The organism is Serratia sp. JKS296, assembly GCF_900215445.1.
Taxonomy (GTDB): Bacteria; Pseudomonadota; Gammaproteobacteria; order Enterobacterales; family Enterobacteriaceae; genus Serratia; species Serratia marcescens.
Map to the genome: position 1 here is coordinate 4,223,972 of NZ_OCMX01000001.1, position 26,756 is coordinate 4,250,727.

Sequence of the window (26,756 nt, forward strand, 5' to 3'; positions counted from 1 at the left end):
TCAGTCGGCCAACTCCAAAATTCTCGCCACTAGCTGCGAGAAGCTTAATCCAAACTGGCGCGCTGCCATCGGCACCAGGCTATGACTGGTCATGCCCGGAGAGGTGTTCACCTCAAGCAGATAGAAGCTGCCATCGCTGTCTTGCATTACGTCGACGCGGCCCCAGCCGCTGCAGTCCAGACCGCGGTAGGCGCGCAGCGCCAATGCCGCCATCTCGGCTTCCTGCTCGGCGCTCAAACCGCTCGGGCAGAAGTACTGCGTATCGTCCGAAATGTACTTGGCCTGGTAGTCGTAAAACACACCGGCTGGCTGGATGCGGATCGACGGCAGCACCTGGTCGCCCAGCATTGCCACGGTGTATTCCGGCCCGCTCAACCACTTCTCCACCAGCACATCGTCGTCATGGCGGAAGGCTTCTTCCAACGCCGCTTCCAACGCAGCGCTCTCGGTGACCTTGCTCATGCCGACGCTGGAGCCTTCACGGCTTGGCTTGACGATCAGCGGCAGACCGAGATCCGCCACGCGCGCCAGCAGCGCCGCTTTTTCGGCGCCGAAGTACAGTTGGCGATTCAACGCCACGTAAGGCGCCACCGGCAAGCCCATCGACTGCCACACCATCTTGGTGCGCCATTTGTCCATGGTCAGCGCCGAGGCCATCACGCCGCTGCCGGTATAAGGCAGCTCGAGGAACTCCAGTAGCCCCTGCAGGGTGCCATCCTCGCCGCCGCGGCCGTGCAGCGCGATAAACACTTTGGTGAACCCCTGCTCTTTCAGCTGGGTCACCGGGAAATCGCGGGTATCGACGCCGTGCGCATCGATACCGGCTTCGCGCAACCCGGCCAGCACCGCGGCGCCGGATTGCAGAGAAACGTCACGTTCAGCGGAGGTGCCGCCCAGCAGAACTGCAACTTTATCAGCCATGGTGCTCCTCCTCTTTCTTCGGCGGCTGCAGCTTCAGCTCGGCCAGTTTACGGGCGATTTTGCCCACGTTACCGGCGCCCTGCACCAGCACCAGGTCTTCATCCTGCAGCAGCTGCGCCAGCGTTTCCGGCACGCTATCGGCATCGGAAACCAGGATCGGATCCAGCTTGCCGCGGCTGCGGATGGTGCGGCACAGCGAGCGGCTGTCCGCGCCCGGGATCGGCGCTTCGCCGGCGGCGTACACATCGAGCATCAGCAGCACATCCACCTGCGACAGCACGTTGGCGAAATCGTCGTACAGATCGCGAGTACGCGTGTAGCGGTGCGGCTGGAAGATCATCACCAGACGCTTGTCCGGCCAACCGGCGCGCGCCGCCTTCAGCGTGGCGTCCACTTCGGTCGGATGGTGGCCGTAGTCGTCCACCAGCATCGCGCTGCCCGCTTTGCCGTTGACCGGCTCCAGCGGGAACTCGCCGAGGAAATCGAAGCGACGCCCGGTCCCCTGGAAACCCGCCAGCGCGCGCAGGATATCTTCGTCGTCGATGCCTTCTTCGGTCGCTACCGCTACCGCCGCCGCCGCGTTCAACGCATTGTGGCGGCCCGGCGCGTTCAGCGTCACCGTCAGCAACGGCTTGTCCTGACGGCTCAGGGTAAAGTGCCCCTGCGGCCCAATCTGCCGGTAGTCTTCGATGCGCACATCAGCATCTTCACTGAAGCCATAAGTGGTGATATGGCGACCCACGCGCGGCAACAGCTCGCGCACTACCGGATCGTCGATGCACATCACCGCACGGCCGTAGAACGGCAGGTTGTGCAAGAAATTGATAAACGTCTGCTTCAGGTTCTCGAAGTCGCCCTGGTAAGTGTCCATATGGTCGGCTTCGATGTTGGTGACCACGGCCACCATCGGCTGCAGGTGCAGGAACGACGCATCGCTCTCATCCGCTTCCGCGATCAGATAACGGCTGGACCCCAGTCGCGCGTGGGTGCCTGCCGCCTTCACCAGCCCGCCATTGACGAAGGTCGGGTCCAGGCGGGCTTCGGCATAAATGCTCGAGACCATCGCCGTGGTGGTGGTTTTGCCGTGCGTGCCGGCGATAGCAATGCCGTGGCGAAAACGCATCAGCTCCGCCAGCATTTCAGCGCGGCGGATCACCGGGATGCGCGCTTCACGAGCGGCGACGATCTCCGGGTTGTCGGCGGAGATGGCGGTAGACACCACCACCACGCTCGCATCCAGCACGTTTTCCGGACGGTGATTGAAGTAAATCGTCGCCCCGAGCGCGCTCAACTGTTGGGTCACCGGATTCGGCGCCAGGTCGGAGCCGCTGATCTGATACCCTTCGTTTGCCAACACTTCGGCGATACCACCCATGCCGGCACCACCGATGCCGACAAAGTGAATGTGCCGGACGCGACGCATCTCGGGCACGATAGTACGTAGTTTCGCCAGTTGTTGTGTATTCATCACTCTCTCTAATCCGGATCCGGTACCCCGGCCCTACATCACATTGCTTTTATTCAGGTTCGGCGCGCCGAACCCCTGCACTCGTTACCTGGCGAGCCGCACCAGCTCCGCCGCCACGCGCTCGGTGGCGTCCGGAATGGCGACCGCGCGCGCTTTCTCGGCCATGGCCAGCAGCGTCTTGCGATCCCAGCTCGCCAGCAGTTCGGCCACCACATCGGCGTTGAACTGCGGCTGTTCGATAATCTTCGCCGCGCCGGCTTCTTCCAGCGGACGTGCGTTCCAGTACTGTTGACGATCCTTGTGCATGAACGGCACGAAGATCGCCGGCAGCCCCGCCGCCGCGATTTCGCTGACGGTCAACGCGCCGGAGCGGCAGACCACCACGTCGGCCCAGGCATAGGCGGCTGCCATGTCGTCGATGAACTCGGTCACCTTGTGCTGCGTCTGCCCTACCCTCTCGTAGTCGCGCAGCACCGTTTCCAGCGCGCCCTTGCCAACCTGATGCCAGAGCGTAATTCTATCGCCCAAACGCGCCGCGACTTCAGGAACTGTCTGATTCAGCACGCGCGCGCCCTGACTTCCGCCAATCACCAACACACGGATCGGGCCTTCGCGCCCTTGCAACCGCTCCGCCGGCAGTGGCAGCGCCAACACGTCGGTACGCACCGGGTTGCCCACCACCTCGGCGTTCGGGAACGCGCCGGGGAAGGCCTGCATCACTTTGGCGGCGATGCGCGCCAGCCAGCGGTTGGTCAAACCGGCGATGCCGTTCTGCTCGTGCAGCACCACCGGGATGCCGCACTGCCAGGCCGCCAGGCCGCCGGGGCCGGAAACGTAACCGCCCATCCCCAGCACCACATCCGGCTGATAGCTGCGCATAATGGCTTTCGCCTGCCGCACCGCCTGCCAGATCCGCAGCGGCGCCGTCAACTGGGCCTTCAGGCCCTTGCCGCGCAGGCCGGAGATGCGGATAAAATCAATCTCGATCCCGTGCTTCGGCACCAGATCGGCTTCCATTCGGTCTGCGGTTCCGAGCCAGCGCACCTGCCAGCCCTGCGCCATCAGATGATGCGCGACCGCCAGCCCCGGGAACACGTGCCCGCCGGTACCGCCTGCCATCACCATTAAACGCTTAGGTTTCCCGCTCATCCCTTACCTCTTCACAAACGCCTGAGCCTTGGTCAGGCGCGTTTCATAATCAATTCGCAGCAACAGCACGATCGCCGTCGACATAATCAGCAAGCTCGAGCCGCCGTAACTGATCAGCGGCAGCGTCAGACCTTTGGTCGGCAGCATGCCCGCGGCGGCGCCGACGTTAACCAGCGCCTGGAAGCTGAACCACACGCCGATCGCGCAGGCCAGGAAGCCGGAGAAGCGTTGGTCGATCTCCAGCGCGCGGCGCCCGATGGACATCGCGCGAAAAGCGACGAAGAATACCATTAACAGGGCTAAAACCACACCGATATAGCCCAGTTCTTCACCCAAAATGGAGAAGATGAAGTCGGTATGCGCTTCCGGCAAATACTCCAGTTTCTGCACCGAGTTGCCGAGCCCCTGCCCCCAGAACTCACCGCGGCCGAATGCCATCAGCGACTGGGTCAACTGGTAGCCGCTGCCGAACGGGTCGGCCCACGGGTTCCAGAACGAGGTCACGCGGCGCATACGGTACGGTTCCGCGATAATCAGCAGCACCACGGCGAACACGCCGGAGCCGATGATCGCCAGGAACTGCCACATTTTCGCGCCGGCCAGGAACAGCATCGCCAGCGTGGTGATGAACAGCACCACCACGGTACCGAGGTCCGGCTGCGCCAGCAGCAGCACCGCCAGCACCACCATCACGCCCATCGGCTTACAGAAGCCCCAGAAGTTGCTGCGCACCTCTTCCACCTTGCGCACCAGATAGCTCGCCAGGTAGCAGAACAGCGACAGCTTGGACAGCTCTGCGGGCTGAATACGCAGCGGGCCGAGCGCGATCCAACGCGAGGCCCCGTTTACCGAGCTCCCCACCACCAGGACGATCAGCAGCATCACGATCGACATCAGCAGCATTACGTTGCTGTAGCGCTGCCAAACTTCCATCGGGATGCGCAGCGTCACCAGCGACAGACCGAACGCCAGACCGAGGTACAACGCATCACGTTTGGCGAACAGGAACGGATCGTCCGCCAGGCGTTGGCCGATCGGCATCGACGCCGAAGTCACCATCACGAAGCCGATGATCGCCAACCCGAAGGTCAGCCACAGCAGGGTGCGATCGTACAGCACCATGTTGACCGCGTCGTTGTCGCGCGCGCCGGTCACCCAGTCTTTCAGCCGTTCTGTCAGCCCGAAGTTCGGCAAGCGTAGTTTCATCCGCCAAGCTCCTGCGCCAGGCGGGCGAACTCATCGCCGCGCACTTCAAAATTACGGAACTGATCGAGACTGGCGCAGGCCGGCGACAACAACACCATATCGCCGGGCTGTACGCGGCCGGCGATGGTGCGCATCGCCTGCTCCATGGTCTCGGTCAGCGTCGCCACTTCCGGCCGCAGCTGCGCCAGCTGGGCGCCGTCGCGGCCAAAGCAATACAGACGCACGTTGTCGCCCTGCAGATAGCGCGCCAGCGGCGAGAAATCGGCGGACTTGCCGTCGCCGCCCAGCAGCAGATGCAGCGTGCCGTCCACCTGCAGGCCGTTCAGCGCCGCTTCGGTGCTGCCGACGTTGGTGGCTTTGGAATCGTTGATCCAACGCACGCCGTTGTTCTCCCAGGCCAGCTGGAAGCGGTGCGCCAGGCCGGTGAAGGTGGTCAGCGCCTTCAGGCTGGACGCGCGCGGGATATTGACCGCATCCGCCAACGCCAGCGCCGCCAGGGCGTTGGTGTAGTTGTGGCGGCCGGTCAGTTTCATCTCGCGCGTATTCAGCACCTTGTCACCGCGCACCCGCAGCCAGGTTTCCCCCTGCTGACGGTTCAGGTGATAGTCGCCCACGTCCGCACCGAAGCTGACGCAGCGCTCGTCGGCGCCGCGCACCGGCATGGTCAGCGCATCGTCCGCGTTCACCACGCACACGGCGGCGTTTTCATACACGCGCAGCTTGGCGCCGCGATACTGCTGCAGGCCGAACGGATAGCGATCCATATGGTCTTCGGTCACGTTCAGGATGGTCGCCGCCGCCGCCCGCAGGCTATGCGTCGTTTCCAGCTGGAAGCTGGACAGCTCCAGCACGTACAGCCGGCATTCCTGGCGCAGCAGGCTCAGCGCCGGCAGGCCGATATTGCCGCCCACGCCCACCGCCCAACCGGCGGCTTTCGCCATCTCGCCCACCAGGGTGGTGACGGTGCTTTTGCCGTTGGAGCCGGTGATCGCCACGATCGGCGCCTGCGCCTCGCGGCAGAACAGCTCGACATCGCCGACGATTTCCACGCCGGCGTCAGCCGCGGCGCTCAATGCCGGGGTCGCCAGCGCGACGCCCGGGCTGGCGACGATCAGATCCGCCGCCAGCAGCCAGTCCTGATTCAAATCACCCAGATGGCGCTCCACGCTTTCAGGCAGTTTGTCCAACCCTGGCGGCGCGATACGGGTATCCATCACGCGCGGCGTTACGCCGCGCGCCATGAAGAAATCGACACAGGACAGGCCGGTGAGGCCCAACCCGATGATGACGACTTTTCTACCCTGATAGTCTGCCATGATTAACGCACCTTCAGCGTTGCCAGGCCAATCAGCACCAGCATCAGCGAAATGATCCAGAAGCGCACGATCACGCGCGGTTCCGGCCAGCCTTTCAATTCATAGTGGTGGTGAATCGGCGCCATGCGGAAAATGCGTTGTCCGCGCAGCTTGAACGACCCCACCTGCAGGATCACCGACAGCGTCTCTACCACGAATACGCCGCCCATGATCACCAACAAGAACTCTTGGCGCAGCAGCACCGCGATGGTGCCCAGCGCGCCGCCCAGCGCCAGCGAACCGACGTCGCCCATAAACACCTGAGCCGGGTAGGTATTGAACCACAGGAACCCGAGGCCGGCGCCGACGATGGCGGTGCAGACGATCACCAACTCACCGGCATGACGCAGATACGGAATATGCAGGTAGTTGGCGAAGTTCATGTTACCGGTCGCCCAGGCCACCAGCGCGAAACCGGCCGCCACGAATACCGTCGGCATAATCGCCAGGCCGTCCAGACCGTCGGTCAGGTTGACCGCGTTGCTGGTGCCGACGATGACGAAATAGGCCAGCAGGATGTACAGCAAGCCCAGCTGCGGCATCACGTCCTTAAAGAACGGCACAACCAGCTCGGTGGCTGGCGTGTCTTTTCCTACGGCGTACATGGCGAATGCGACAATCAGCGCAATCACCGACTGCCAGAAATACTTCCAGCGGGCGATCAGCCCTTTGGTGTCCTTACGCACCACCTTGCGGTAGTCGTCGACGAAACCGACGATGCCGTAACCCACCAGCACAAACAGCACGCACCAGACATACGGGTTGGACGGGTAGGCCCACATCAGCACCGAAATGGTGATGGAGGTCAGGATCATGATACCGCCCATGGTCGGCGTGCCGCGCTTGCTGAAGTGCGACTCGGGGCCGTCGTTACGCACTACCTGCCCGAAGGACATTTCTTGCAGACGCTTGATCACCCGCGGGCCCATCCACAGCGACAGGAACAGCGCGGTCAGCAGGCTGACAATGGCTCGGAACGTCAGATAAGAAAAGACGTTGAAGCCTGAGTAATACTTGACCAAATGCTCGGCCAGCCAAACTAACATGGTGCTTTCTCCTGTAACGCGCGTACTACCTGCTCCATTGCGGCACTACGTGAACCTTTGATTAACACGGTGATGACCGCATGTTCCGACAGTAATTCCGCCACGCGCGCGATCACTGCTGTCTTGTCCTGATAATGTTCGCCATTGCCGGAGGCTTCGCTCAGCACGCGGCTCAACCCGCCGACGCTGATCACTTTGTCGACCCCGGCCAGACGGGCGGCTTCACCCACCTGACGGTGGCACTCTTCCGCTTCTGCGCCCAGCTCGGCCATATCGCCGACCACCATCACGCGATAGCCCGGCATTTCCGCCAGCACCTGCGCCGCCGCGGTCATCGACCCGACGTTGGCGTTATAGCTGTCATCCAGCAGCAGCTTGTCTTCGGCCAGCGCCACCGGGAACAAACGCCCCGGCACCGCCTGCAATTGCTTCAACCCCTGACGCACCGCTTCAAGGGTGGCGCCCACCGACATCGCCAGCGCCGTGGCCGCCAGCGCGTTGGCCACGTTGTGGCGCCCCGGCAGCGGCAGCGCGATCTCGGCGGTGCCGAACGGGCTGTGTAACGTAAACTGCGTGCCTGCGCCGTTCACCCGCACGTCGTCCGCGAAGAAGTCCACGCCTTCGGCGGCCTGCGGCGAGAAGCGCCAGACGGTTTTGCCGCCCAGCATGCTCTGCCAGTGCGGCCAGTCGTTGTTATCGGCGTTGATGATCGCCACGCCGTCGGCCGGCAGGCCGGTAAAGATTTCACCTTTCGCCTGGGCGACGCCGGCCAGCGAGCCGAAGCCTTCCAGGTGCGCTGCCGCCAGGTTGTTCACCAAAGCGGTCTGCGGACGCGTCAATGCGGTGGTGTAAGCAATTTCGCCAATGTGATTAGCGCCCAGCTCTATCACGGCAAAGTCATGCTGCGGCTCCAGACGCAACAGCGTCAGCGGCACGCCGATGTCGTTATTGAAGTTGCCGGCGGTATACAGCACTTCGCCGCATTCACGCAGAATGGCGGCGGTCATTTCTTTCACCGATGTCTTGCCCGAGGAGCCGGTCAGCGCCACCACGCGCGCAGGCACCTGTTGACGCACCCAGGCGCCAAGCTGCCCCAGCGCCAGACGGGTGTCTTTCACCACCAGCTGCGGCGCGTCCACCAATAAGCGCTTACTGACCAGCAACGCCCCGGCGCCTGCGGCTACGGCATCCGCCGCGAAGTCGTGAGCGTCGAAACGCTCGCCTTTCAGCGCTACAAACAGGCAACCGGCGGTCACCTTGCGGGTGTCTGTCGTCACCTCGACAATTTGGCAATCGGCGCCGATCAGTTCAGCGCTCAATACCTCAGCCAGTGTCTGAAGAGAGACAGGGATCATGCCAGCACCCCCAGCAGCCGTGCGACCGTCGTGCGGTCGGAATAATCCAGACGGCGGTTGCCCACCAGCTGATAATCTTCGTGGCCTTTGCCCGCCACCAACACCACATCCTGCTCCTGCGCCTGCATGATGGCGCTGGTCACCGCTTCGGCGCGGCCGTGGATCACCAGCGCCTGCCCGGCGTCCAGCAATCCGGTCAGGATGTCGTTGATAATCGCGCGCGGCTCTTCGGTCCGCGGGTTGTCATCGGTGATCACCACGCGATCGGCGAACTGCTCGGCGATGCCGCCCATCAGCGGACGTTTGCCCTTGTCGCGATCGCCGCCGCAGCCGAACACGCACCACAGCTGCCCCTGGCAGTGCAGGCGCGCAGCTTCCAGCGCTTTCTCCAGCGCATCCGGCGTGTGGGCGTAATCCACCACCACCGTCGGTTTGCCCGGCGCGTTAAACACTTCCATGCGGCCGCAGACCGGCTGCAGACGGCTGCCGGTTTCCACCAGCGCCTCCAGCGGGTAGCCCAACGACAGCAGCGTCGCCAAGGCCAACAGCAGGTTGCTGACGTTGAAAGCGCCCATCAGGCGGCTTTCGATCTCGCCGTCGCCCCAGCTGGAGCTGAAACGAACCGTGGCACCGTTGTCGTGATAGTCGACCGCCGTGGTTTTCAGCCAGCGGCCGTGGCAGCCCGGCTGCAGGTTGCCCTGCATCGTCACCGCTACCGCATCCGGCAGCTTGCTCAGCCAGCGCTGGCCGACTTCATCGTCGGCATTGATGATCGCCTGCCCCACGTTGTGGGCGGCGAACAGCGACCATTTGGCCGCTTCGTAATTGGCCATGTCACCGTGATAATCCAGGTGATCGCGGCTCAGGTTGGTGAAAACCGCCGCAGCGAACGGCAGCGCCGCCACCCGGTGTTGCACCAGACCGTGGGATGAGACTTCCATCGCGGCGAAGGTCGCGCCCTGTTCCGCCAACTCGTTTAATACGTGTTGAACATCCACCGCAGAACCGGTGGTATTCTCCGTCGGACACACCTGGCCCAGCAGGCCGTTGCCGACGGTGCCCATTACCGCACTGGTTTCGCCCAGCAGTTGGCTCCACTGCGCCAGCAGTTGCGTGGTGGTGGTTTTGCCGTTGGTGCCGGTCACCCCGACCAGGCGCAGACGCTCGCCCGGCTGATGGTAAAAACGCCCGGCCAGCGCGGAAAGGCGCTGGTTCAGTTGGCTCAGGTAGATCACCGGCACGCCGTGCATCTCAACGATGGCGCCGTCTTCGGCCTGACCGTCAGCCTCGGCGATCACAGCGGCGACGCCCTGCGCGATGGCCTGCGGAATATAGCGGCGTCCATCCGTTTGATGGCCGACCACGGCGACAAACAGATCCCCGGCAGCCGCCACGCGGCTGTCTAATGTCATTTCCCGCAGCGCGCGCCCGGGTGCCGTCGGCACCCACGGGGCGAGTAAGTCGCGCAAATTACGATCTGCCACCTGAACCCTCTTTCTTGTTAATCACTAATTCGCTTTTGTCACCGGTGGGCAACGCGTCAGGCTCGACGTTCATGGTGCGCAATACGCCGCCCATGATGGCGCCGAACACCGGCGCGGAGATTGCGCCACCATAGTATTTCCCACCCTGCGGGTCGTTGATGACGACCACCAGGGCAAAACGGGGGTTACTTGCCGGCGCGACGCCGGCGGTATAAGCGATGTATCGGTTGACGTATTTGCCGTCCGGGCCCACTTTTTTCGCGGTACCGGTTTTGATGGCGATACGGTATCCCTTGATGGCGGCTTTCACGCCGCCGCCGCCCGGCAAGGCCACGCTTTCCATCATGTGCACCACGGTGCGCACCAGAGGTTCAGGGAAAACGCGTTCGCCGGCGACCGGAGGGTCAACCTTGGTGATCGACAATGGGCGATACACGCCCAGGCTGCCGATCGTTGCATAGACTCGCGCCAACTGTAACGGAGTTACCATCAGCCCGTAGCCGAAAGAGAAGGTGGCCCTCTCTATGTCAGACCACCGTTGTTTTTTTGGGTATATGCCACTGCTTTCTCCGACCAGCCCCAAATTGGTCGCTTTTCCCAGCCCAAAACGAGAGTAAGTATCTACTAACGCTGAGGACGGCATCGCTAACGCCAGCTTTGAAACACCGACGTTACTCGACTTCTGCAAGATCCCGGTCAATGACAGCTCCGAGTACCGCGCCACGTCTTTGATCTCGTGGCCCTGAATGCGGTACGGGATGGTGTTCAGCACGCTGTTTTCTCTCACCACGCCGTTTTGCAGCGCGGTCATCACCACCATCGGCTTCACGGTTGAACCGGGTTCAAAAATATCGGTGATGGCGCGGTTACGCATGGTTTCTTTCGGCGTACCGGCCATGTTGTTCGGGTTGTAAGACGGGCTGTTGGCCATCGCCAGCACTTCGCCGGTGTTCACGTCGATCAGCACCGCAGTGCCCGATTCGGCCTTGTTGAACGCCACCGCGTTGTTCAGCTCGCGATACACCAGCGCCTGCAGGCGCTCATCGACGCTCAGTACCAGGTTGTGCGCCGCCTGACTGTCGACGGAGGAAATATCTTCGATCACCCGGCCGAAGCGGTCCTTACGCACCGTTCTCTCGCCCGGTTGCCCGGTCAGCCAGCGGTCGAAGCTCTTCTCGACGCCTTCGATACCTTGCCCGTCGATGTTGGTCACGCCGATGATGTGCGACGTCACCTGCCCCGCCGGGTAGTAACGGCGCGACTCCTGCCGCAGGTAGATCCCCGGCAGCTTGAGTTTGTGAATGTAATCGCCGATCGCCGGGTTAACCTGGCGCGCCAGATAAACGAAACGCCCTTTCGGGTTGGCGTTGATGCGGTTGGAAAGCTGGTCCAGCGGGATGTTCAGCGCATCGGAAAGCGCTTTCCAGCGGCTGTCCAGCGTGATGCCGCCGCGCTCGTTCAGCTCTTTCGGATCGGCCCACACCGCATTCACCGGCACACTGACCGCCAATGGACGGCCGGCGCGATCGCTGATCATGCCGCGCGCGGTCGGCACTTCCTGCACGCGCAGCGAACGCATGTCGCCTTCTTTCACCAGACGATCGGGGTTGATGACCTGCAGGTACGCGACGCGCAACATCAGGCCAACCATCGCCAGCAAAATGCAGCCGCACAGCAACGCAAAACGCCAGCTGACAAAGCTGGCCTGATCTTCCTGGCGTCTCAACTTACCGGGGCGCGCTGCTTTCATGCGTTTCCTTTCTACTCCGTGTCATTATTCCGGTTAAACCATTCATTGTTTAACGATGATATTTTCCTGCGATGGATCAACGTGTTGCATCTGCAGTTTTTCTGTCGCGATACGTTCAACCCGGCTGTGATCGCCGAGGGCGTTCTCTTCTAAAATCAGGTTGCGCCACTCGATATCCAGCGCATCGCGCTCCAGAACCAGCTGTTCGCGCTCAGCGGTCAGCAGGCGGGTGCGGTGCGCGGTAGTCACCACGAAAATCGCGGAAACCAGTGACGCAATCAGTAAAATCAGGGGGATCTTGGCATTGCGCAGCAGATCGCCGCCAATCACCCCGACCAAACCGTGACGTTCGTTGCCGATCACGCGGGCATCCTCTCAGCAATACGCAGCACCGAGCTGCGCGCACGCGGGTTGTCCGCCACTTCCGCTTCCGACGGCATCATTTTGCCCAGCGCTTTCAGCGTCCGGCCGCCCATGCCGCGCAGCTGCTCTTCGGTCAACGGAATGCCCGCCGGCACCTGAGCGCCGCGGCTGTGGTGACGCATAAAGCGTTTGACGATGCGGTCTTCCAGCGAGTGGAAGCTGATGATCGACAAACGGCCCTGCGGGGCCAGCACTTCCAGCGCGCCGTCGAGCGCACGCTCGATCTCTTCCAGCTCGCTGTTGATATAGATGCGGATCGCCTGGAAGCTGCGCGTCGCCGGATGCTTGTGCTTTTCACGGAACGGGCTGGCATCGGCGATCAGATCCGCCAGCTCTTTGGTGCGCGTCATCGGCTCCACGCGGTTTCTTTCCACGATGGCGCGCGCGATGCGCTTGGCGAAACGCTCTTCGCCAAAGGTTTTCAGCACCCAGGCGATATCGTCCGCTTCGGCCTTCATCAGCCATTCGGCGGCGGACAGGCCGGTGGACGGATCCATGCGCATGTCCAGCGGACCGTCACGCATAAAGGAGAATCCGCGCTCCGCGTCGTCAAGCTGCGGCGAGGAAACGCCCAGATCGAGCAGAACGCCGTCGATCTTGCCCACCAGGTCGCGCTCCCGCACATAGTGCGACAACTCGGAAAATGGGCCGTGTACGATGGTAAAACGAGGATCTTCAATAGATTTGGCGGCTGCAATCGCCTGAGGGTCACGGTCAATCGCCAGCAAGCGCCCTTCCGGCCCCAGTTGGGACAGAATCAGACGAGAATGGCCACCGCGACCAAAAGTACCGTCGATATATATGCCGTTGCTGCGGATGTTGAGGCCGTTGACGGCTTCGTCCAGCAGGACGGTGGTGTGTTTATAGTTTTCCAACATGCTTATAGCGACAAGTCCTGTAGCCGCTCAGACAACGGTTCCTGAGTCGACTGTTCAGCGTCAATATCATCCTTGACTTGTTGATACCAGGTCTGTTCATCCCACAGTTCAAACTTGTTGAACTGACCGACCAGCATCACTTCTTTCGTGAGCCCGGCGTGTTGCCGCAGCGTACTGGCTAACAGCAAACGACCGGCACTATCCATCTGACACTCACTGGCATGCCCCAGCAGCAGGCGCTGAACGCGGCGCTCGGCGGGATTCATGCTCGACAGACGTGATAATTTTTGTTCAATAATTTCCCATTCGGGCAAAGGATAAAGCAGCAGGCAGGGCTGATGGAGGTCAATGGTACAGACCATTTGGCCTTGCGATTCCTCGTTGAGCAATTCCCGATATCGGGTAGGTACGGCGAGCCGCCCTTTGCTGTCGAGGTTGACCATCGTCGCTCCACGGAACATTCCTGAGCTACCCCTTAGTGACCGTTTTCACCACTTTACCCCACAAATTCCCACACAATGGAGTTTACGGAGGGTATGAAAACCTTGTCAAGCCAGAGCGCCAGCGCTTTGGCAATATTTCTCTGGTCATTTTGGGAGCTGACTCGCGAAAGAAACTCTGATTATTCGACGATTAAAAATTAACACCATGATAAACGGAGAGAATTTTCTAAGCGGAAAGAATCTGATTAAAAACCTGACGAACTGGCGATTAATTAACTCATTACTTCCTTCTGCAAGCCATGTCTCATTTTTCAGCTCGGCAATCTCAGGGCTGTAACCGCTGGCGAGCCGCGCCCGCCAAGGCTCGGCGCCAGGCGAACCGATCGCGGAATAAGGCCATAACCCCTTGAGTTAATAACGCTCAATCGTTATTCACCGTAAAGCCGGGCGCTATTTTACTTCAATTTGCACCGCCGTGATGAGGGCGCGATAAAAATAAATGGCTCGGATATTACGAGCAGAAGTAATTTCGATTCAAATCAATTTGGTAAGATTATTCCCAAAATACCTGTTTACAATTATGGTTTCATTTTCTTACACCTTTATTTCCACAATTTTTGCCGGAAAAATCCCCTTCAAAAACGAAAAATCGCAACCTTATGTTTTTAATCGATTTATTTAAAAACGCCGATTTTAATCTCTCCGCCCCATCCTATGCCCCAGCTCTGCGGGACAAAAAGCGAACAAATGTTAAAAATAAAAATATAAACCTAGTTAAAAAAGACAATTCAGATTAGTACACTATAAAAAAGGCAAAAAACCAGCCTTAACATCCAACAATTAATAACTTAACAGAATTTTAACCAAAGAGGATGACGCATGCTTTCGCCCGCGACTCACTGGCGTAGCGCCGCTGCCGATACGTTCGCACTGGTGGTGTACTGCTTTATCGCCGGCATGGCGATAGAAGTGTTGATCTCAGGCATGAGCTTCCAGCAATCCCTCTCTTCGCGCCTGCTGTCGATCCCGGTCAACATCCTGATCGCCTGGCCTTACGGCCGCTATCGCGATCTGTTTATCCGCACGGCGCGCCGCTGCCCGCGCGGCCAGTTCCTGCTGCGCAACCTCGCCGATCTGCTGGCCTACGTCAGCTTCCAGTCGCCGGTTTATGCCGCCATTCTATGGAGCGTAGGCGCCGACGGCCAACAAATGCTGGCGGCGGTAACCAGCAATGCGCTGGTCTCCATGGCGATGGGCGTGGTGTATGGCTATTTCCTGGAATACTGCCGGCGGCTGTTCCGGGTGGCGGACTACGTCTAAACCAGGAGCCCGCCAACGCGGGGGCTCCTGCCAGGCAAACTACTTGCGGCTCAGGCTGCCGCGGCGGAACAGATTGCGGCGAATACGCGTCAATCCAGGCTTGGGTTTACGCGGTTCGTCCAGGCTGGCCAACACCAGCTCCAGCACGCGTTCGGCCACGTCACGATGGCGCTGCGCCACCGCGAGCACCGGGCACTCCAGGAAATCCAACAGTTCATGGTCGCCGAAGGTGGCAATCGCCAGATCGGTCGGCAAACGGCCGCGTTGCTTCAGCGTCACGTCCATCACTCCCTGCAACAGCGAGAACGAGGTGGTGAACAGCGCCTGCGGCATCGGGTGCGTCTTCAGCCATTCGGCAAACAGCGCGCCGGCGGCTTCACGCTCATAGCTGTTGGCATACAGGTAATCGACGTGGCGGGGATCCTCTTGCCAGGCCCGGCGGAAGCCCTGCTCACGCAGGAAGCTGACCGAAAGCTCCGGCAAGGCGCCCAGATACAGCACCGATTCAGCCGGGAAGGTGCGCAGCTCCTGCGCCAGCGCAAAGGCATCTTCCTCGTCGGCCCCGACGACGCTGATGAAATGTTCGCGATCCAACGCGCGGTCCAGCGCGATGATCGGCAGCGGATCGTTGGCCCAGCGTTGATAGAAGGGGTGCTCCGGCGGCAAGGCGGTGGAAACGATGATGGCGTCCACCTGACGCTGCAGCAAATGCTCGATACAGCGCATTTCGTTGTCCGGCTGATCTTCGGAACAGGCGATCAGCAATTGATAACCACGCTGGCGCGCCTGACGCTCCAGGTAGTTGGCGATACGGGTATAGCTGGTATTTTCCAGATCCGGGATCACCAGACCGATAGAACGGGTGCGCCCGGCGCGCAGCCCTGCCGCGACGGCATTCGGGTGATAGTTGTGCTCCCTAACCACGGCCATCACTTTCTCGACGGTTTTATCGCTGACACGATACTGCTTCGCCTTGCCGTTGATGACATAACTGGCCGTCGTGCGCGAAACGCCCGCGAGACGCGCGATTTCATCCAGTTTCACATTAACCCCTTAATGACGCTGAAAATAGAAGTGAAGGCTGTGCTCGGATTAACCATGGCATCCCGTACGGTTATTCAATCCAGCCTCTGCGATCTAACAGCAGAAAACACTACCTAGCAACCGCTTTTGCCGAAAGGTGCCAGCAATCGGGCAAAAAATACCGAAAAACAAAGGGCGCAGCCACGCCGCGCCCCGAATTATTCGCCGCCAGACCACGCTCAGCGCATAATTTTGTCGCCGCGCGACACGCCGACCACGCCGGAACGCGCCACTTCCACGATCTCCGCCACTTCACGCACCGCGCTCAGGAAGGCGTCCAGTTTATCGCTGGTGCCGGCCAGCTGCACCGTATACAGCGTCGCCGTCACATCTACGATCTGGCCGCGGAAAATGTCGGCGCAGCGCTTCACCTCTTCACGGCCGTAGCCGCTGGCCTGCAGCTTCACCAGCATGATCTCGCGCTCGACGTGGGCGCCCTGCACCAGCTCGCTAACGCGCAGCACGTCCACCAGCTTGTGCAACTGCTTCTCAATCTGCTCCAGCACTTTCTCGTCGCCGACGGTCTGGATAGTCATGCGCGACAGCGTCGGATCGTCGGTCGGCGCCACCGTCAGGCTCTCGATGTTGTAACCGCGCTGGGAGAACAACCCCACCACGCGCGAGAGGGCGCCGGATTCGTTTTCCAGCAAGACAGATAAAATACGGCGCATGATCAGGTCCTCTCCGTTTTGCTAAGCCACATTTCGTCCATGCTTCCGCCGCGGATCTGCATCGGGTAAACATGTTCGGTTTCATCGACGGTCACGTCGACGAACACCAGCCTCTCTTTTTCCGCCAGCGCCTGCGCCAGCTTGCTTTCCAGCTCATCCGGCGTGCGGATGGCGATGCCGACATGGCCGTAAGCCTCAGCCAGCTTGACAAAGTCCGGCAGCGAATCCATGTAAGACTGCGAGTGGCGGCCGGAATAAATCATGTCCTGCCACTGCTTGACCATGCCCAGATAACGGTTGTTGAGGTTCACCACCACCACCGGCAGGTTATATTGCAGCGCGGTGGACAGCTCCTGAATGTTCATCTGGATGCTGCCGTCGCCGGTGACGCACACCACGGTTTCCTCCGGCAGCGCCAGCTTGACGCCCAATGCCGCCGGCAGGCCGAAGCCCATGGTGCCGAGGCCGCCGGAGTTGATCCAACGGCGCGGTTTGTCGAACGGGTAATAGAGCGCGGCGAACATCTGGTGCTGCCCCACGTCGGAGGTCACATAGGCGTCGCCTTTGGTCAGGCGATGCAGGGTTTCGATCACCGCCTGCGGCTTGATGGTGCCGCTGTTTTTGTCGTACCCCAAACAGTCGCGGGCGCGCCACTGTTCAATAGACTGCCACCAATCGCGCAACGCATCGTGATCCTGCGCCTTGTCATCCTGCGCCAACAGCTCCAGCATCTGCACCAACACCTGTTTGGCATCGCCGACGATCGGAATATCGGCATCCACCGTTTTGGAGATCGAGGTCGGATCGATATCGATATGCAGCACGGTAGCATCCGGGCAGTATTTGGCCAGATTGTTGGTCGTGCGATCGTCGAAACGCACGCCGACGGCGAAGATCACGTCGGCATGGTGCATGGTTTTGTTGGCTTCATAAGTGCCGTGCATGCCGAGCATGCCGACACTCTGGCGATGGGTGCCGGGGAAAGCGCCCAGTCCCATCAGGCTGCTGGTCACCGGCAGGTTCAGCTGCTCCGCCAACGCCAGCAGTTCGGCTTCGCAACCGGCGTTGATCGCGCCGCCGCCGACATACATCACCGGCTTCTTGGCCGCCAGGATGGTTTGCAACGCGCGTTTGATTTGCCCGCGATGGCCCTGCACCGTCGGGTTATAAGAACGCATGCTCACGTCCTGCGGGTAGGCATAAGGCATCCGCACCGCCGGGCCGACGATGTCTTTCGGCAGATCGATCACCACCGGGCCGGGGCGGCCGCTGGAAGCCAGGTAAAAGGCCTTCTTCAACACCGCCGGGATGTCTTCGGTACGTTTCACCAGGAAGCTGTGCTTCACCACCGGCCGAGAAATCCCCACCATATCGCACTCCTGGAAGGCGTCGTAGCCGATCAGCGAGCTGGGCACCTGCCCCGACAGCACCACCATCGGTATCGAGTCCATATAGGCGGTGGCGATGCCGGTAATGGCGTTGGTGGCGCCGGGGCCGGAGGTCACCAGCACCACGCCCACTTCGCCGGTGGCGCGCGCGTAACCGTCGGCCATGTGCACTGCCCCTTGCTCGTGGCGCACCAGAATATGATCGATCCCTCCGACCGTATGCAGGGCGTCGTAGATATCGAGCACCGCCCCGCCGGGGTAGCCGAATACATGTTTAACGCCCTGATCGATCAACGATCGGACGACCATCTCGGCTCCTGACAACATCTCCATGGGTTTGCCTCCAGGCTTGCTTATTCTTCTCTGGCGCCGGAACGTAGCGCCTGCTGCGGGGCAATGCCCCTAAATTTTTATGGGTTGTCGCTATCGAATTAACATAACGTCAGAATATGGGGCAGGCAAACGGCAAAATGGCTTAACGGCGGCGGGGTTATTGCCAAGCGGCTGGAGATCGCAGCTTTATAAAAACAATGCGCTAGCCTCAGGGTTGTTGGGCTAGGCATTGTTTCGAACAGGAGGAAAATTACAGAACTAAATCAGGTGAAGGATATGCCGCTTTTTTCGCCGGGCACGTGGCCCGGCGGCGGCGTCAGGCCTGTTCCCGGTACATCGAGTCGATTTCGCGCTGATAGCGCTGCAGGATCACTTTGCGGCGCAGCTTCAGGGTTGGCGTCAGCTCCCCCAACTCCATGGAAAAAGCCGCCGGCAGCAGAGTGAACTTCTTCACCTGTTCGAAGCGCGCCAGCTCCTTTTGCATCTCGCGCAGGCGCTTTTCGAACATCGCGAGGATCTCGCCGTTGCGCAGCAGCTCCAGGCGATCCTGATACTTCAGGTTGACTGACTTCGCGTACTCTTCCAGCGACTCAAAGCACGGCACGATCAGCGCGGAAACGAACTTGCGCGCATCGGCGATGATCGCCACCTGCTCGATAAAGCGGTCCTGCGCCAACGTGCCTTCCAGCATCTGCGGCGCGATGTATTTGCCGCCAGAGGTTTTCATCAAATCCTTAAGGCGCTCGGTGATGAACAGATTGCCCTCTTCATCGATCGCCCCGGCGTCGCCGGTTTTCAGCCAGCCGTCTGCGGTAAAGGTCGCGGCGGTTTCCAACGGTTTGTTGAAATAGCCGCGCATCACGATAGGCCCGCGCACCTGGATTTCATTTTCTTCACCGATGCGCACCTCGACCTGCGGCAGCGGTTTGCCGATAGAGCCGAAGCGGAAATGCCCTTCTTCCCAGCAGGACACGGTCGCACAGGTTTCGGTCATGCCGTAACCGTACTTGATGTTGACGCCCATCGCCTGGAAAAACAGGATCACATTGTCATCCAACTTGGCGCCCGCCGCCGGCAGGAAGCGCACCCGGCCGCCGAGGATACCGCGCAGCTTGCTCAATACCAGCTTGTCGGCCCAGCGGTGAGAGAATTCGAACAGTTTGCCCAACGGTTTGCCGGCCCGCTCTTGCAGGAACTTGCGCTCCCCGCAGACGATCGCCCAGTGGAACAGCGCGCGGCGCAGCCAAGGGGCACGCGCCACTTTTTCATGCACCGCGCTGAAAATCTTCTCGTAGAAACGCGGCACCGCGCACATTAACGTCGGCCGCACCTGCCCCATCGCTTCCCGAACCCAGTCGGTGTTCGGCAGGAAAACGTTCTGCGCGCCGGAATGCATGACAAAGAAGCTCCAGGCACGCTCAAACACGTGCGACAGCGGCAGGAAACTGAGCGACACATCCTCTTCGCCGACCGTCAGTCTCTCATCATGCAGGTAGAGCTGTGCCGCCAGGTTGCGATAATCCAGCATCACCCCTTTCGGCTCGCCGGTGGTGCCCGAGGTATAGATCAGGGTGAAGAGATCCTGCAGGTCGCACTCTTCAATGCGCTGCCGACGTTGAGCGATAAAAGCCGCCGGATCGACGGCATGCTCGAAGGCGCTCAGGTGTTGGGCTATCTCGCAATCGCGCAGATCGGCATCCTCGTCGAACACGATAATATGACGCAGTTGCGGACAGACGCCGCGCAGCGCGATGGCGGCGTCCAACTGCGCCTGTTCGCCGACGAACAGGATGCGAATGTCAGCGTCATTGATGACGAAGGCCGCCTGCGCCGGCGTATTGGTGGAATAGAGCGGTACGCTGACGCCACGCAGGTGCAGGATCGCGAGATCGGTCAACGACCAGGCCATCGTGTTATTGGCGAAGATACCGATACGTTCTTGCACTTCGGCGCCCAGCGCCAGCAGCCCGGCGGCAATGCGATCAATGCGGGCAGCCGCCGCTCCCCAGGTCAGTTGAAACTCGCCGTTGGGCGACCATTGGCGAAATGCTGTGCGATCGGCTCGGTGGGTGATTTGATGCTGTATACGATGGATCAAATGGTATTGCAGCAGATTAGTGATCATAGTGCTCTAAGCCTGAAATGAATCATACCGTTAAGCCTGAACGACGCCTTGCGGCCCTCATCTCAGCTTACACGTGTTTACTTTTTTCCGCGCAGTCTACCTACTCTCAGGCAGGGGGAAAAGCGATTTCAGCGTAGAAGTGTGAGCCAAAACTCAAGCCGGCTTTCGCGCTTTCATGGGTTGGACAGAATGGGAAGGAAAAGGTTTGATGGCGGCCATAAAACGCGGCCCGTTCGGGCCGCCACATCGAGTTAGTTTAAAATCCCAACTGGAAAGTAAAAATCAGAATATTAATTTATATTAATTGTTTTCGCTAAATGAACAAATTTACCCTAATAATAAGTTATTCTATCGCCGCAAAACCAAGAAATATCTTAATAAAAACACAGATAGTTCTTAGTTTTTATCATGAGAAAAAAACGCTCAGTTGAATATTATCTTTATATGGCTCCCATCTTTATCGCTTTACTTTGGGTTACCCGCCTCAATCAGGACAGATTTCATCCACTGGTGGCCTTTATCCCGCTCTGAAGATTCATGCCAGGATAGGTAGCAGGTGGCTTTATTATCGTTGCCACATAAAGGAACCGCCTTTATTTTCAACGCCTCCGTCAGCTGTCGCACCAACCAGGCGGGCGCAATCGCCACCATTTCCGTTTGCGACACCATATTCAACACGCTGTAAAGATCCGTGCACTGCTGCGTCACGGCACGCAGCATCGGCTCGTCTGAATAAAAAGGTTTACTGAACGATCCAAAACTTTCCAGGGAAACCGCAGCATGCTGCTCGGCCAGCATGTGCTCCGGCGTCACCTCCTCGCCTATTCTCGGGTGCGCCTGCGCAACCGCCAGCACTAATTCGTCGTCGAACATCGCCAGGCTGCGAAACTCCGCCGACTCGAAACGGCTGTAGCCGATGACAAACTCGACGTCCTGATAACGCAATTGATGTTCAATATTATTGTTAATGTATGACTTTATTTGCAGGTTAAGCTGCGGCGCTATCTGTTTGACGTGATTAATTATCCCGGCGCCCAGACGCAAATCGAGCGGGCTGCACAGCGACAGGGAGAACGCTCGCGTGCTGGTCAGCGGCTCAAACTCAGATCCCGGCAACTCATTCTGCACCAGCTGCAGCGCTTGCCGCACCGGCCCGAACAGCTGCCTGGCCCGCATGGTGGGCTGGATCCCGCGGCCGCAGCGCACGAACAGTTCGTCGTTGAACATCACCTTCAGGCGCGCTACCGCATTGCTCACCGCCGGCTGCGACATCCCTAACGAATTAGCGGCTCGCGTAATATTTTGCATTTGCATCACGGCGTCAAACACCGTCAGTAAATTAAGATCGACGCTGCGCAAATGAATGTCCGCCGGCTCTTTGACCATGGCGATTTCTGAATCATATTCAGCCATATTTCACTCCACTAAATCCTGTGTAGATAATCTAATCCTTATGCTCGACAAACAATGAAACGCCGCATTGTCTTATCTTTGCACGACAAATTCTGCCATTACCGTCATCAACCGATAAAAAACCTCGTGTTATCGACACGATATAAGTCGTATATGGAATACATGTCAGCAGCATCCCCCGTCAGCGAGAAGAATGCCACCTGGGTAGTACTAATAATTAGGTATCAACAATGATTAATACAATTGAACAACGTCGCCGCACTGTATGAGACAAACTATAAAAACACATCATAAGCAATCAAACCATCTAAAAACACCGCTCACTTTGTGTAAAAACGCATTATTTTGTTATATTATGACTAAAACAATCAATTATTCATATGAGTTCAATTTAAACCATTTGAATTGAAAATGTTATTTCATTGCTCCCCGTGATTAATCCCTCTTGTTTTTTTCATCACAAATCTTAACGCAACGAAATCCAGAAGCAATTAGCGCAGTATATATTCGATTCGTTTATGCTAAGCAGCACGCAAACTGGTCCCATTTTTTTCTCTAAGGCGTCGTTTTTTTGCCGAATGATCCTCTGTTTAGCTAATGGGCTGATGCATTGTCCCCGCATTCAATCAGGTGTTGACATCGCCAGGCCAATCACGTATCAAATTAGGCAGACACCCAATTTAAGAGAAGCTGAACCCTTATGATCCGTACTCACCGTCTACTAGGCCTACTACTTAACGCATCTTGTTTGCGCGGTATGCCTATGGACGAAGTTCGGAGCTGACTCAGCCGATCACCCATAAGAAACCCGCGCTACTGCGCGGGTTTTTTTTTGCCCGCTTAGCGTGAAATCAACACGATAAGGAATGCACCGATGAGCCAACAAGTCATTATTTTCGATACCACGCTGCGTGATGGCGAGCAGGCGCTGCAGGCCAGCCTGAGCGTAAAAGAGAAGATTCAGATTGCGCTGGCGCTGGAAAGAATGGGCGTTGACGTGATGGAAGTCGGCTTCCCGGTCTCTTCGCCGGGCGACTTCGAGTCGGTGCAAACCATCGCGCGCCAGATCAAGAATAGCCGCGTCTGCGGCCTGGCCCGCTGCGTGGACAAAGACATTGACGTGGCCGCCGAAGCGCTGCGCGTCGCCGAAGCGTTCCGCATCCACGTATTCCTGGCCACCTCGACCCTGCACATCGAATCGAAGCTGAAGCGCTCGTTCGACGAAGTGCTGGAGATGGCGGTGCGCTCGGTAAAACGCGCCCGCAACTACACCGACGACGTGGAGTTCTCCTGTGAAGACGCCGGCCGCACGCCGATCGACAATCTGTGTCGCGTGGTTGAAGCCGCCATCAACGCCGGCGCCACCACCATCAATATCCCGGACACCGTCGGCTACACCACGCCAAACCAGTTCGGCGGCATCATCACGACCCTGTATGACCGCGTGCCGAACATCGACAAAGCCATCATCTCCGTGCACTGCCACGACGATTTGGGCATGGCGGTCGGCAACTCCATCGCCGCGGTGCAGGCCGGCGCCCGCCAGGTGGAAGGCACCCTGAACGGCATTGGTGAACGCGCAGGCAACTGTTCGCTGGAAGAAGTAATCATGGCGATTAAAGTGCGCCAGGACATCATGAACGTGCACACCAACATCAATCACCAGGAAATCTTCCGCACCAGCCAGATCGTCAGCCAGCTGTGCAACATGCCGATCCCGGCCAACAAGGCGATCGTCGGCTCCAATGCCTTCGCCCACTCCTCCGGCATTCACCAGGACGGCGTGCTGAAGAACCGCGAAAACTACGAAATCATGACCCCGCAGTCGATCGGCCTGAAAGACGTGCAGTTGAACCTGACCTCCCGCTCCGGCCGCGCGGCGGTGAAACACCGCATGGAAGAGATGGGCTACCAGGAACAGGATTACAACCTGGATAGCCTGTACGCCGCCTTCCTGAAGCTGGCCGACAAAAAGGGCCAGGTATTCGACTACGATCTGGAGGCGCTGGCCTTCATCAACAAACAGCAGGAAGAGCCGGAGCACTTCAGCCTGGGTTACTTCAGCGTGCAGTCCGGCAGCAGCATCATGGCCACCGCCTCGGTGAAACTGATCTGCGGCGGCGAAGAGAAAGCCGAAGCCGCCACCGGCAACGGCCCGGTCGATGCGGTCTATCAGGCGATAAATCGCATCACCGACTACCCGATCGAGCTGGTGAAGTACCAGTTGACCGCCAAGGGCCATGGCCGCGACGCGTTGGGCCAGGTGGATATCGTGGTCTCTTACAACGGCCGCCGCTTCCACGGCGTGGGTCTGGCGACCGACATCGTCGAATCCTCCGCCAAGGCGATGGTGCACGTGTTGAACAATATTTGGCGCTCACAGCAGGTAGAAAAAGAAAAGCAGCGCCTGCAGCAAAACAAACATCAAAATAATCAGGAAACGGTGTGAACATGACGAAGACTTATCACATTGCCGTCTTGCCCGGAGACGGCATCGGCCCGGAAGTAATGGCTCAGGCGCGCAAAGTGTTGGACGCGGTGCGTCAACGCTTTGACATTCGCATCACCACCGCCGAGTACGACGTCGGCGGCATCGCCATCGATCGCCACGGCAGTCCGTTGCCGGCGGCGACCGTCGCCGGCTGCGAGCAGGCCGACGCCATCTTGTTCGGCTCGGTGGGCGGCCCGAAATGGGAACACCTGCCGCCGGCCGAGCAGCCGGAACGCGGCGCGCTGTTGCCGCTGCGCAAGCACTTCAAACTGTTCAGCAACCTGCGCCCGGCGCGCTTGTATCCAGGGTTGGAGGCATTCTGCCCGCTGCGCGCCGACATCGCCGCCCGCGGCTTCGACATTCTGTGCGTGCGCGAATTGACCGGCGGCATCTATTTCGGCCAGCCGAAGGGCCGCGAAGGCCAGGGCATGCAGGAACGCGCCTTCGATACCGAGGTGTATCACCGTTTCGAGATTGAACGCATCGCGCGCATCGCCTTCGAATCCGCCCGCAAGCGCCGCCACAAAGTGACGTCGATCGACAAGGCCAACGTGCTGCAAAGCTCCATTCTGTGGCGTGAAGTGGTCAATCAGGTCGCCAAGGATTACCCGGACGTATCGCTGTCGCACATGTATATCGACAACGCCACCATGCAGTTGATCAAGGATCCGTCCCAGTTCGACGTGCTGCTGTGCTCCAATCTGTTCGGCGACATTCTGTCCGACGAGTGCGCGATGATCACCGGCTCAATGGGCATGCTGCCGTCCGCCAGCCTGAATGAGCAAGGCTTCGGTCTGTACGAACCGGCGGGCGGTTCCGCGCCGGATATTGCAGGCAAAGGCATCGCCAACCCGATTGCGCAGATCCTGTCCGCCACCCTGCTGCTGCGTTACAGCCTGGGCGCCGATGAAGCGGCCGACGCCGTGGAGCGCGCCATCAACCAGGCGCTGGAACAGGGCTACCGCACAGCCGATCTGGCCGGTGACGGCAAAGCCGTCAGCACCGATGAAATGGGCGACATCATCGCCCGCTTTGTAGCTCAGGGGGCATAACATGGCCAAGACCTTATACCAGAAGCTGTACGACGCCCACGTGGTGCACGAAGCGCCGAACGAAACGCCGTTGCTGTATATCGACCGTCACCTGGTGCACGAAGTCACCTCGCCGCAGGCGTTCGACGGCCTGCGCGCCATGGGCCGCAAGGTGCGCCAGCCCGGCAAAACCTTCGCCACCATGGATCACAACGTGTCGACCCAAACCAAAGACATCAACGCCAGCGGCGAAATGGCGCGCATCCAGATGCAGGAGTTGATCAAGAACTGCGCGGAATTCGGCGTTTCGCTGTATGACCTGAATCACCCGTTCCAGGGCATCGTGCACGTGATCGGGCCTGAGCAAGGCATGACGCTGCCGGGCATGACCATCGTCTGCGGCGACTCGCACACCGCCACCCACGGCGCTTTCGGCTCGCTGGCGTTCGGCATCGGCACTTCCGAAGTGGAACACGTGCTGGCGACCCAGACCCTGAAACAGGGCCGCGCCAAGACCATGAAGATTGAAGTCACCGGCGACGCCGCCGAGGGCATCACCGCCAAAGACATCGTGCTGGCGGTGATCGGCAAAACCGGCAGCGCCGGCGGCACCGGCCACGTGGTGGAGTTCTGCGGCAAGGCGATCGAAGCGTTGAGCATGGAAGGCCGCATGACCCTGTGCAACATGGCGATCGAAATGGGCGCCAAGGCCGGGCTGGTCGCACCGGATGACACCACCTTCGCCTATCTGAAGGGGCGTCAGTTTGCGCCAACCGGCGAAAACTGGGAGCAGGCGGTCGCCTATTGGCGCACGCTGAAGTCCGACGTCGACGCCCAGTTCGATACCGTGGTGACGCTGCGCGCCGAAGAGATCGCGCCGCAGGTCACCTGGGGCACCAATCCCGGCCAAGTGATCGCCGTCAATCAGGCGATCCCGGCGCCGGAATCGTTCAGCGATCCGGTCGAGCGCGCCTCCGCCGAGAAAGCGCTGGCCTACATGGATTTGAAGCCGGGCATCAAATTGACCGACGTGCCGATCGACAAAGTGTTCATCGGCTCCTGCACCAACTCACGCATCGAAGATCTGCGCGCGGCGGCGGCTATCGCCAAAGGGCGCAAGGTCGCCAGCGGCGTGCAGGCCATCGTGGTGCCGGGATCCGGCCCGGTGAAGGCCCAGGCGGAAGCCGAAGGGTTGGACAAAATCTTTATCGAAGCCGGTTTCGAATGGCGTTTGCCGGGTTGCTCAATGTGTCTGGCGATGAACAACGACCGTCTGAATCCGGGCGAGCGCTGCGCGTCCACCAGCAACCGTAACTTCGAAGGGCGTCAGGGCCGCGGCGGGCGCACCCACCTGGTCAGCCCGGCGATGGCCGCCGCGGCCGCCGTCGCCGGTCACTTCGCCGACATCCGTGATATTCACTAA

General features: G+C 59.7%; 21 protein-coding genes. 4 read left to right on the top strand and 17 right to left on the bottom strand.

The annotated features are described in order from the left end of the window. From CRO23_RS20320 to mraZ, 12 genes are all read right to left on the bottom strand, one after another. On the bottom strand, window positions 1-921 hold the full coding sequence (locus tag CRO23_RS20320) for a D-alanine--D-alanine ligase (protein ID WP_048794657.1): 921 nt from the start codon (window positions 919-921) through the stop codon (window positions 1-3). Continuing rightward, window positions 914-2,389, bottom strand: coding sequence for a UDP-N-acetylmuramate--L-alanine ligase (murC, locus tag CRO23_RS20325; protein ID WP_028127852.1), 1,476 nt, complete (start codon window positions 2,387-2,389; stop codon window positions 914-916). Before murC ends, CRO23_RS20320 begins: the two co-directional genes overlap by 8 nt. Before the next feature lie 84 nt (window positions 2,390-2,473). Then, window positions 2,474-3,538: an undecaprenyldiphospho-muramoylpentapeptide beta-N-acetylglucosaminyltransferase gene (gene murG / locus CRO23_RS20330; protein ID WP_028127853.1), complete on the bottom strand. Its 1,065-nt coding sequence runs from the start codon at window positions 3,536-3,538 to the stop codon at window positions 2,474-2,476. A 3-nt stretch (window positions 3,539-3,541) separates the two neighbouring features. Beyond that, complete coding sequence (ftsW, locus tag CRO23_RS20335; protein WP_015376649.1) at window positions 3,542-4,744, bottom strand: cell division protein FtsW; 1,203 nt, start codon at window positions 4,742-4,744, stop codon at window positions 3,542-3,544. After that, complete coding sequence (murD, locus tag CRO23_RS20340; protein WP_049300163.1) at window positions 4,741-6,060, bottom strand: UDP-N-acetylmuramoyl-L-alanine--D-glutamate ligase; 1,320 nt, start codon at window positions 6,058-6,060, stop codon at window positions 4,741-4,743. Before murD ends, ftsW begins: the two co-directional genes overlap by 4 nt. 2 nt (window positions 6,061-6,062) lie before the next feature. Next, window positions 6,063-7,145 (bottom strand): phospho-N-acetylmuramoyl-pentapeptide-transferase, encoded by a 1,083-nt coding sequence (gene mraY / locus CRO23_RS20345; protein WP_004932782.1) that lies wholly within the window; start codon window positions 7,143-7,145, stop codon window positions 6,063-6,065. Next, window positions 7,139-8,500: a UDP-N-acetylmuramoyl-tripeptide--D-alanyl-D-alanine ligase gene (gene murF / locus CRO23_RS20350; protein ID WP_028127855.1), complete on the bottom strand. Its 1,362-nt coding sequence runs from the start codon at window positions 8,498-8,500 to the stop codon at window positions 7,139-7,141. The genes mraY and murF overlap by 7 nt, the downstream gene beginning before the upstream one ends. After that, window positions 8,497-9,984 (bottom strand): UDP-N-acetylmuramoyl-L-alanyl-D-glutamate--2,6-diaminopimelate ligase, encoded by a 1,488-nt coding sequence (gene murE / locus CRO23_RS20355; protein WP_097102757.1) that lies wholly within the window; start codon window positions 9,982-9,984, stop codon window positions 8,497-8,499. Before murE ends, murF begins: the two co-directional genes overlap by 4 nt. Continuing rightward, the gene (locus tag CRO23_RS20360) at window positions 9,971-11,734 is read right to left on the bottom strand and encodes a peptidoglycan glycosyltransferase FtsI (RefSeq protein ID WP_004932790.1); all 1,764 of its coding nucleotides are present in this window, start codon (window positions 11,732-11,734) and stop codon (window positions 9,971-9,973) included. Before CRO23_RS20360 ends, murE begins: the two co-directional genes overlap by 14 nt. A 42-nt stretch (window positions 11,735-11,776) precedes the next feature. Then, window positions 11,777-12,097, bottom strand: coding sequence for a cell division protein FtsL (ftsL, locus tag CRO23_RS20365; protein ID WP_015376645.1), 321 nt, complete (start codon window positions 12,095-12,097; stop codon window positions 11,777-11,779). Beyond that, entirely contained in the window at window positions 12,094-13,035 is a 942-nt protein-coding gene (gene rsmH / locus CRO23_RS20370) for a 16S rRNA (cytosine(1402)-N(4))-methyltransferase RsmH (protein ID WP_016929092.1), read from the bottom strand. Before rsmH ends, ftsL begins: the two co-directional genes overlap by 4 nt. Window positions 13,036-13,037: 2 nt before the next feature. Next, on the bottom strand, window positions 13,038-13,496 hold the full coding sequence (gene mraZ, locus CRO23_RS20375) for a division/cell wall cluster transcriptional repressor MraZ (protein ID WP_004932796.1): 459 nt from the start codon (window positions 13,494-13,496) through the stop codon (window positions 13,038-13,040). An 861-nt stretch (window positions 13,497-14,357) separates the two neighbouring features. On the opposite strand from mraZ, the gene CRO23_RS20380 reads away from it, so the two are divergent. Then, window positions 14,358-14,798, top strand: a complete 441-nt coding sequence (locus CRO23_RS20380; RefSeq protein WP_004932798.1) for an L-alanine exporter AlaE — start codon at window positions 14,358-14,360, stop codon at window positions 14,796-14,798. Between the two features lie 39 nt (window positions 14,799-14,837). Here CRO23_RS20380 and cra read toward each other — a convergent pair whose 3' ends face one another. From cra to leuO, 5 genes are all read right to left on the bottom strand, one after another. Beyond that, window positions 14,838-15,842 carry a catabolite repressor/activator gene (cra, locus tag CRO23_RS20385; RefSeq protein ID WP_016929094.1) on the bottom strand — a complete coding sequence of 335 codons (1,005 nt, stop codon included), beginning with the start codon at window positions 15,840-15,842 and terminating at the stop codon, window positions 14,838-14,840. Between the two features lie 218 nt (window positions 15,843-16,060). Next, window positions 16,061-16,552: an acetolactate synthase small subunit gene (ilvN, locus tag CRO23_RS20390; RefSeq protein WP_004932806.1), complete on the bottom strand. Its 492-nt coding sequence runs from the start codon at window positions 16,550-16,552 to the stop codon at window positions 16,061-16,063. Window positions 16,553-16,554: 2 nt separating this feature from the next. Beyond that, a complete protein-coding gene (gene ilvI, locus CRO23_RS20395) occupies window positions 16,555-18,273 on the bottom strand; it encodes an acetolactate synthase 3 large subunit (RefSeq protein WP_033641254.1) in 1,719 nt (572 codons plus the stop codon). A 316-nt stretch (window positions 18,274-18,589) separates the two neighbouring features. Further along, complete coding sequence (locus tag CRO23_RS20400; RefSeq protein WP_097102759.1) at window positions 18,590-20,398, bottom strand: AMP-dependent synthetase/ligase; 1,809 nt, start codon at window positions 20,396-20,398, stop codon at window positions 18,590-18,592. Window positions 20,399-20,863: 465 nt separating this feature from the next. Continuing rightward, window positions 20,864-21,811, bottom strand: a complete 948-nt coding sequence (gene leuO / locus CRO23_RS20405; RefSeq protein WP_016929097.1) for a transcriptional regulator LeuO — start codon at window positions 21,809-21,811, stop codon at window positions 20,864-20,866. An 874-nt stretch (window positions 21,812-22,685) separates the two neighbouring features. Here leuO and leuA point away from each other — a divergent pair. From leuA to leuC, 3 genes are read left to right on the top strand one after another with little or no spacing between them, the layout of a single operon-like run. Then, entirely contained in the window at window positions 22,686-24,260 is a 1,575-nt protein-coding gene (leuA, locus tag CRO23_RS20410; protein WP_016929098.1) for a 2-isopropylmalate synthase, read from the top strand. Window positions 24,261-24,262: 2 nt separating this feature from the next. Further along, window positions 24,263-25,354 carry a 3-isopropylmalate dehydrogenase gene (gene leuB / locus CRO23_RS20415; RefSeq protein WP_097102761.1) on the top strand — a complete coding sequence of 364 codons (1,092 nt, stop codon included), beginning with the start codon at window positions 24,263-24,265 and terminating at the stop codon, window positions 25,352-25,354. 1 nt (window position 25,355) lies between these two features. Continuing rightward, a complete protein-coding gene (gene leuC, locus CRO23_RS20420; protein WP_097102763.1) occupies window positions 25,356-26,756 on the top strand; it encodes a 3-isopropylmalate dehydratase large subunit in 1,401 nt (466 codons plus the stop codon).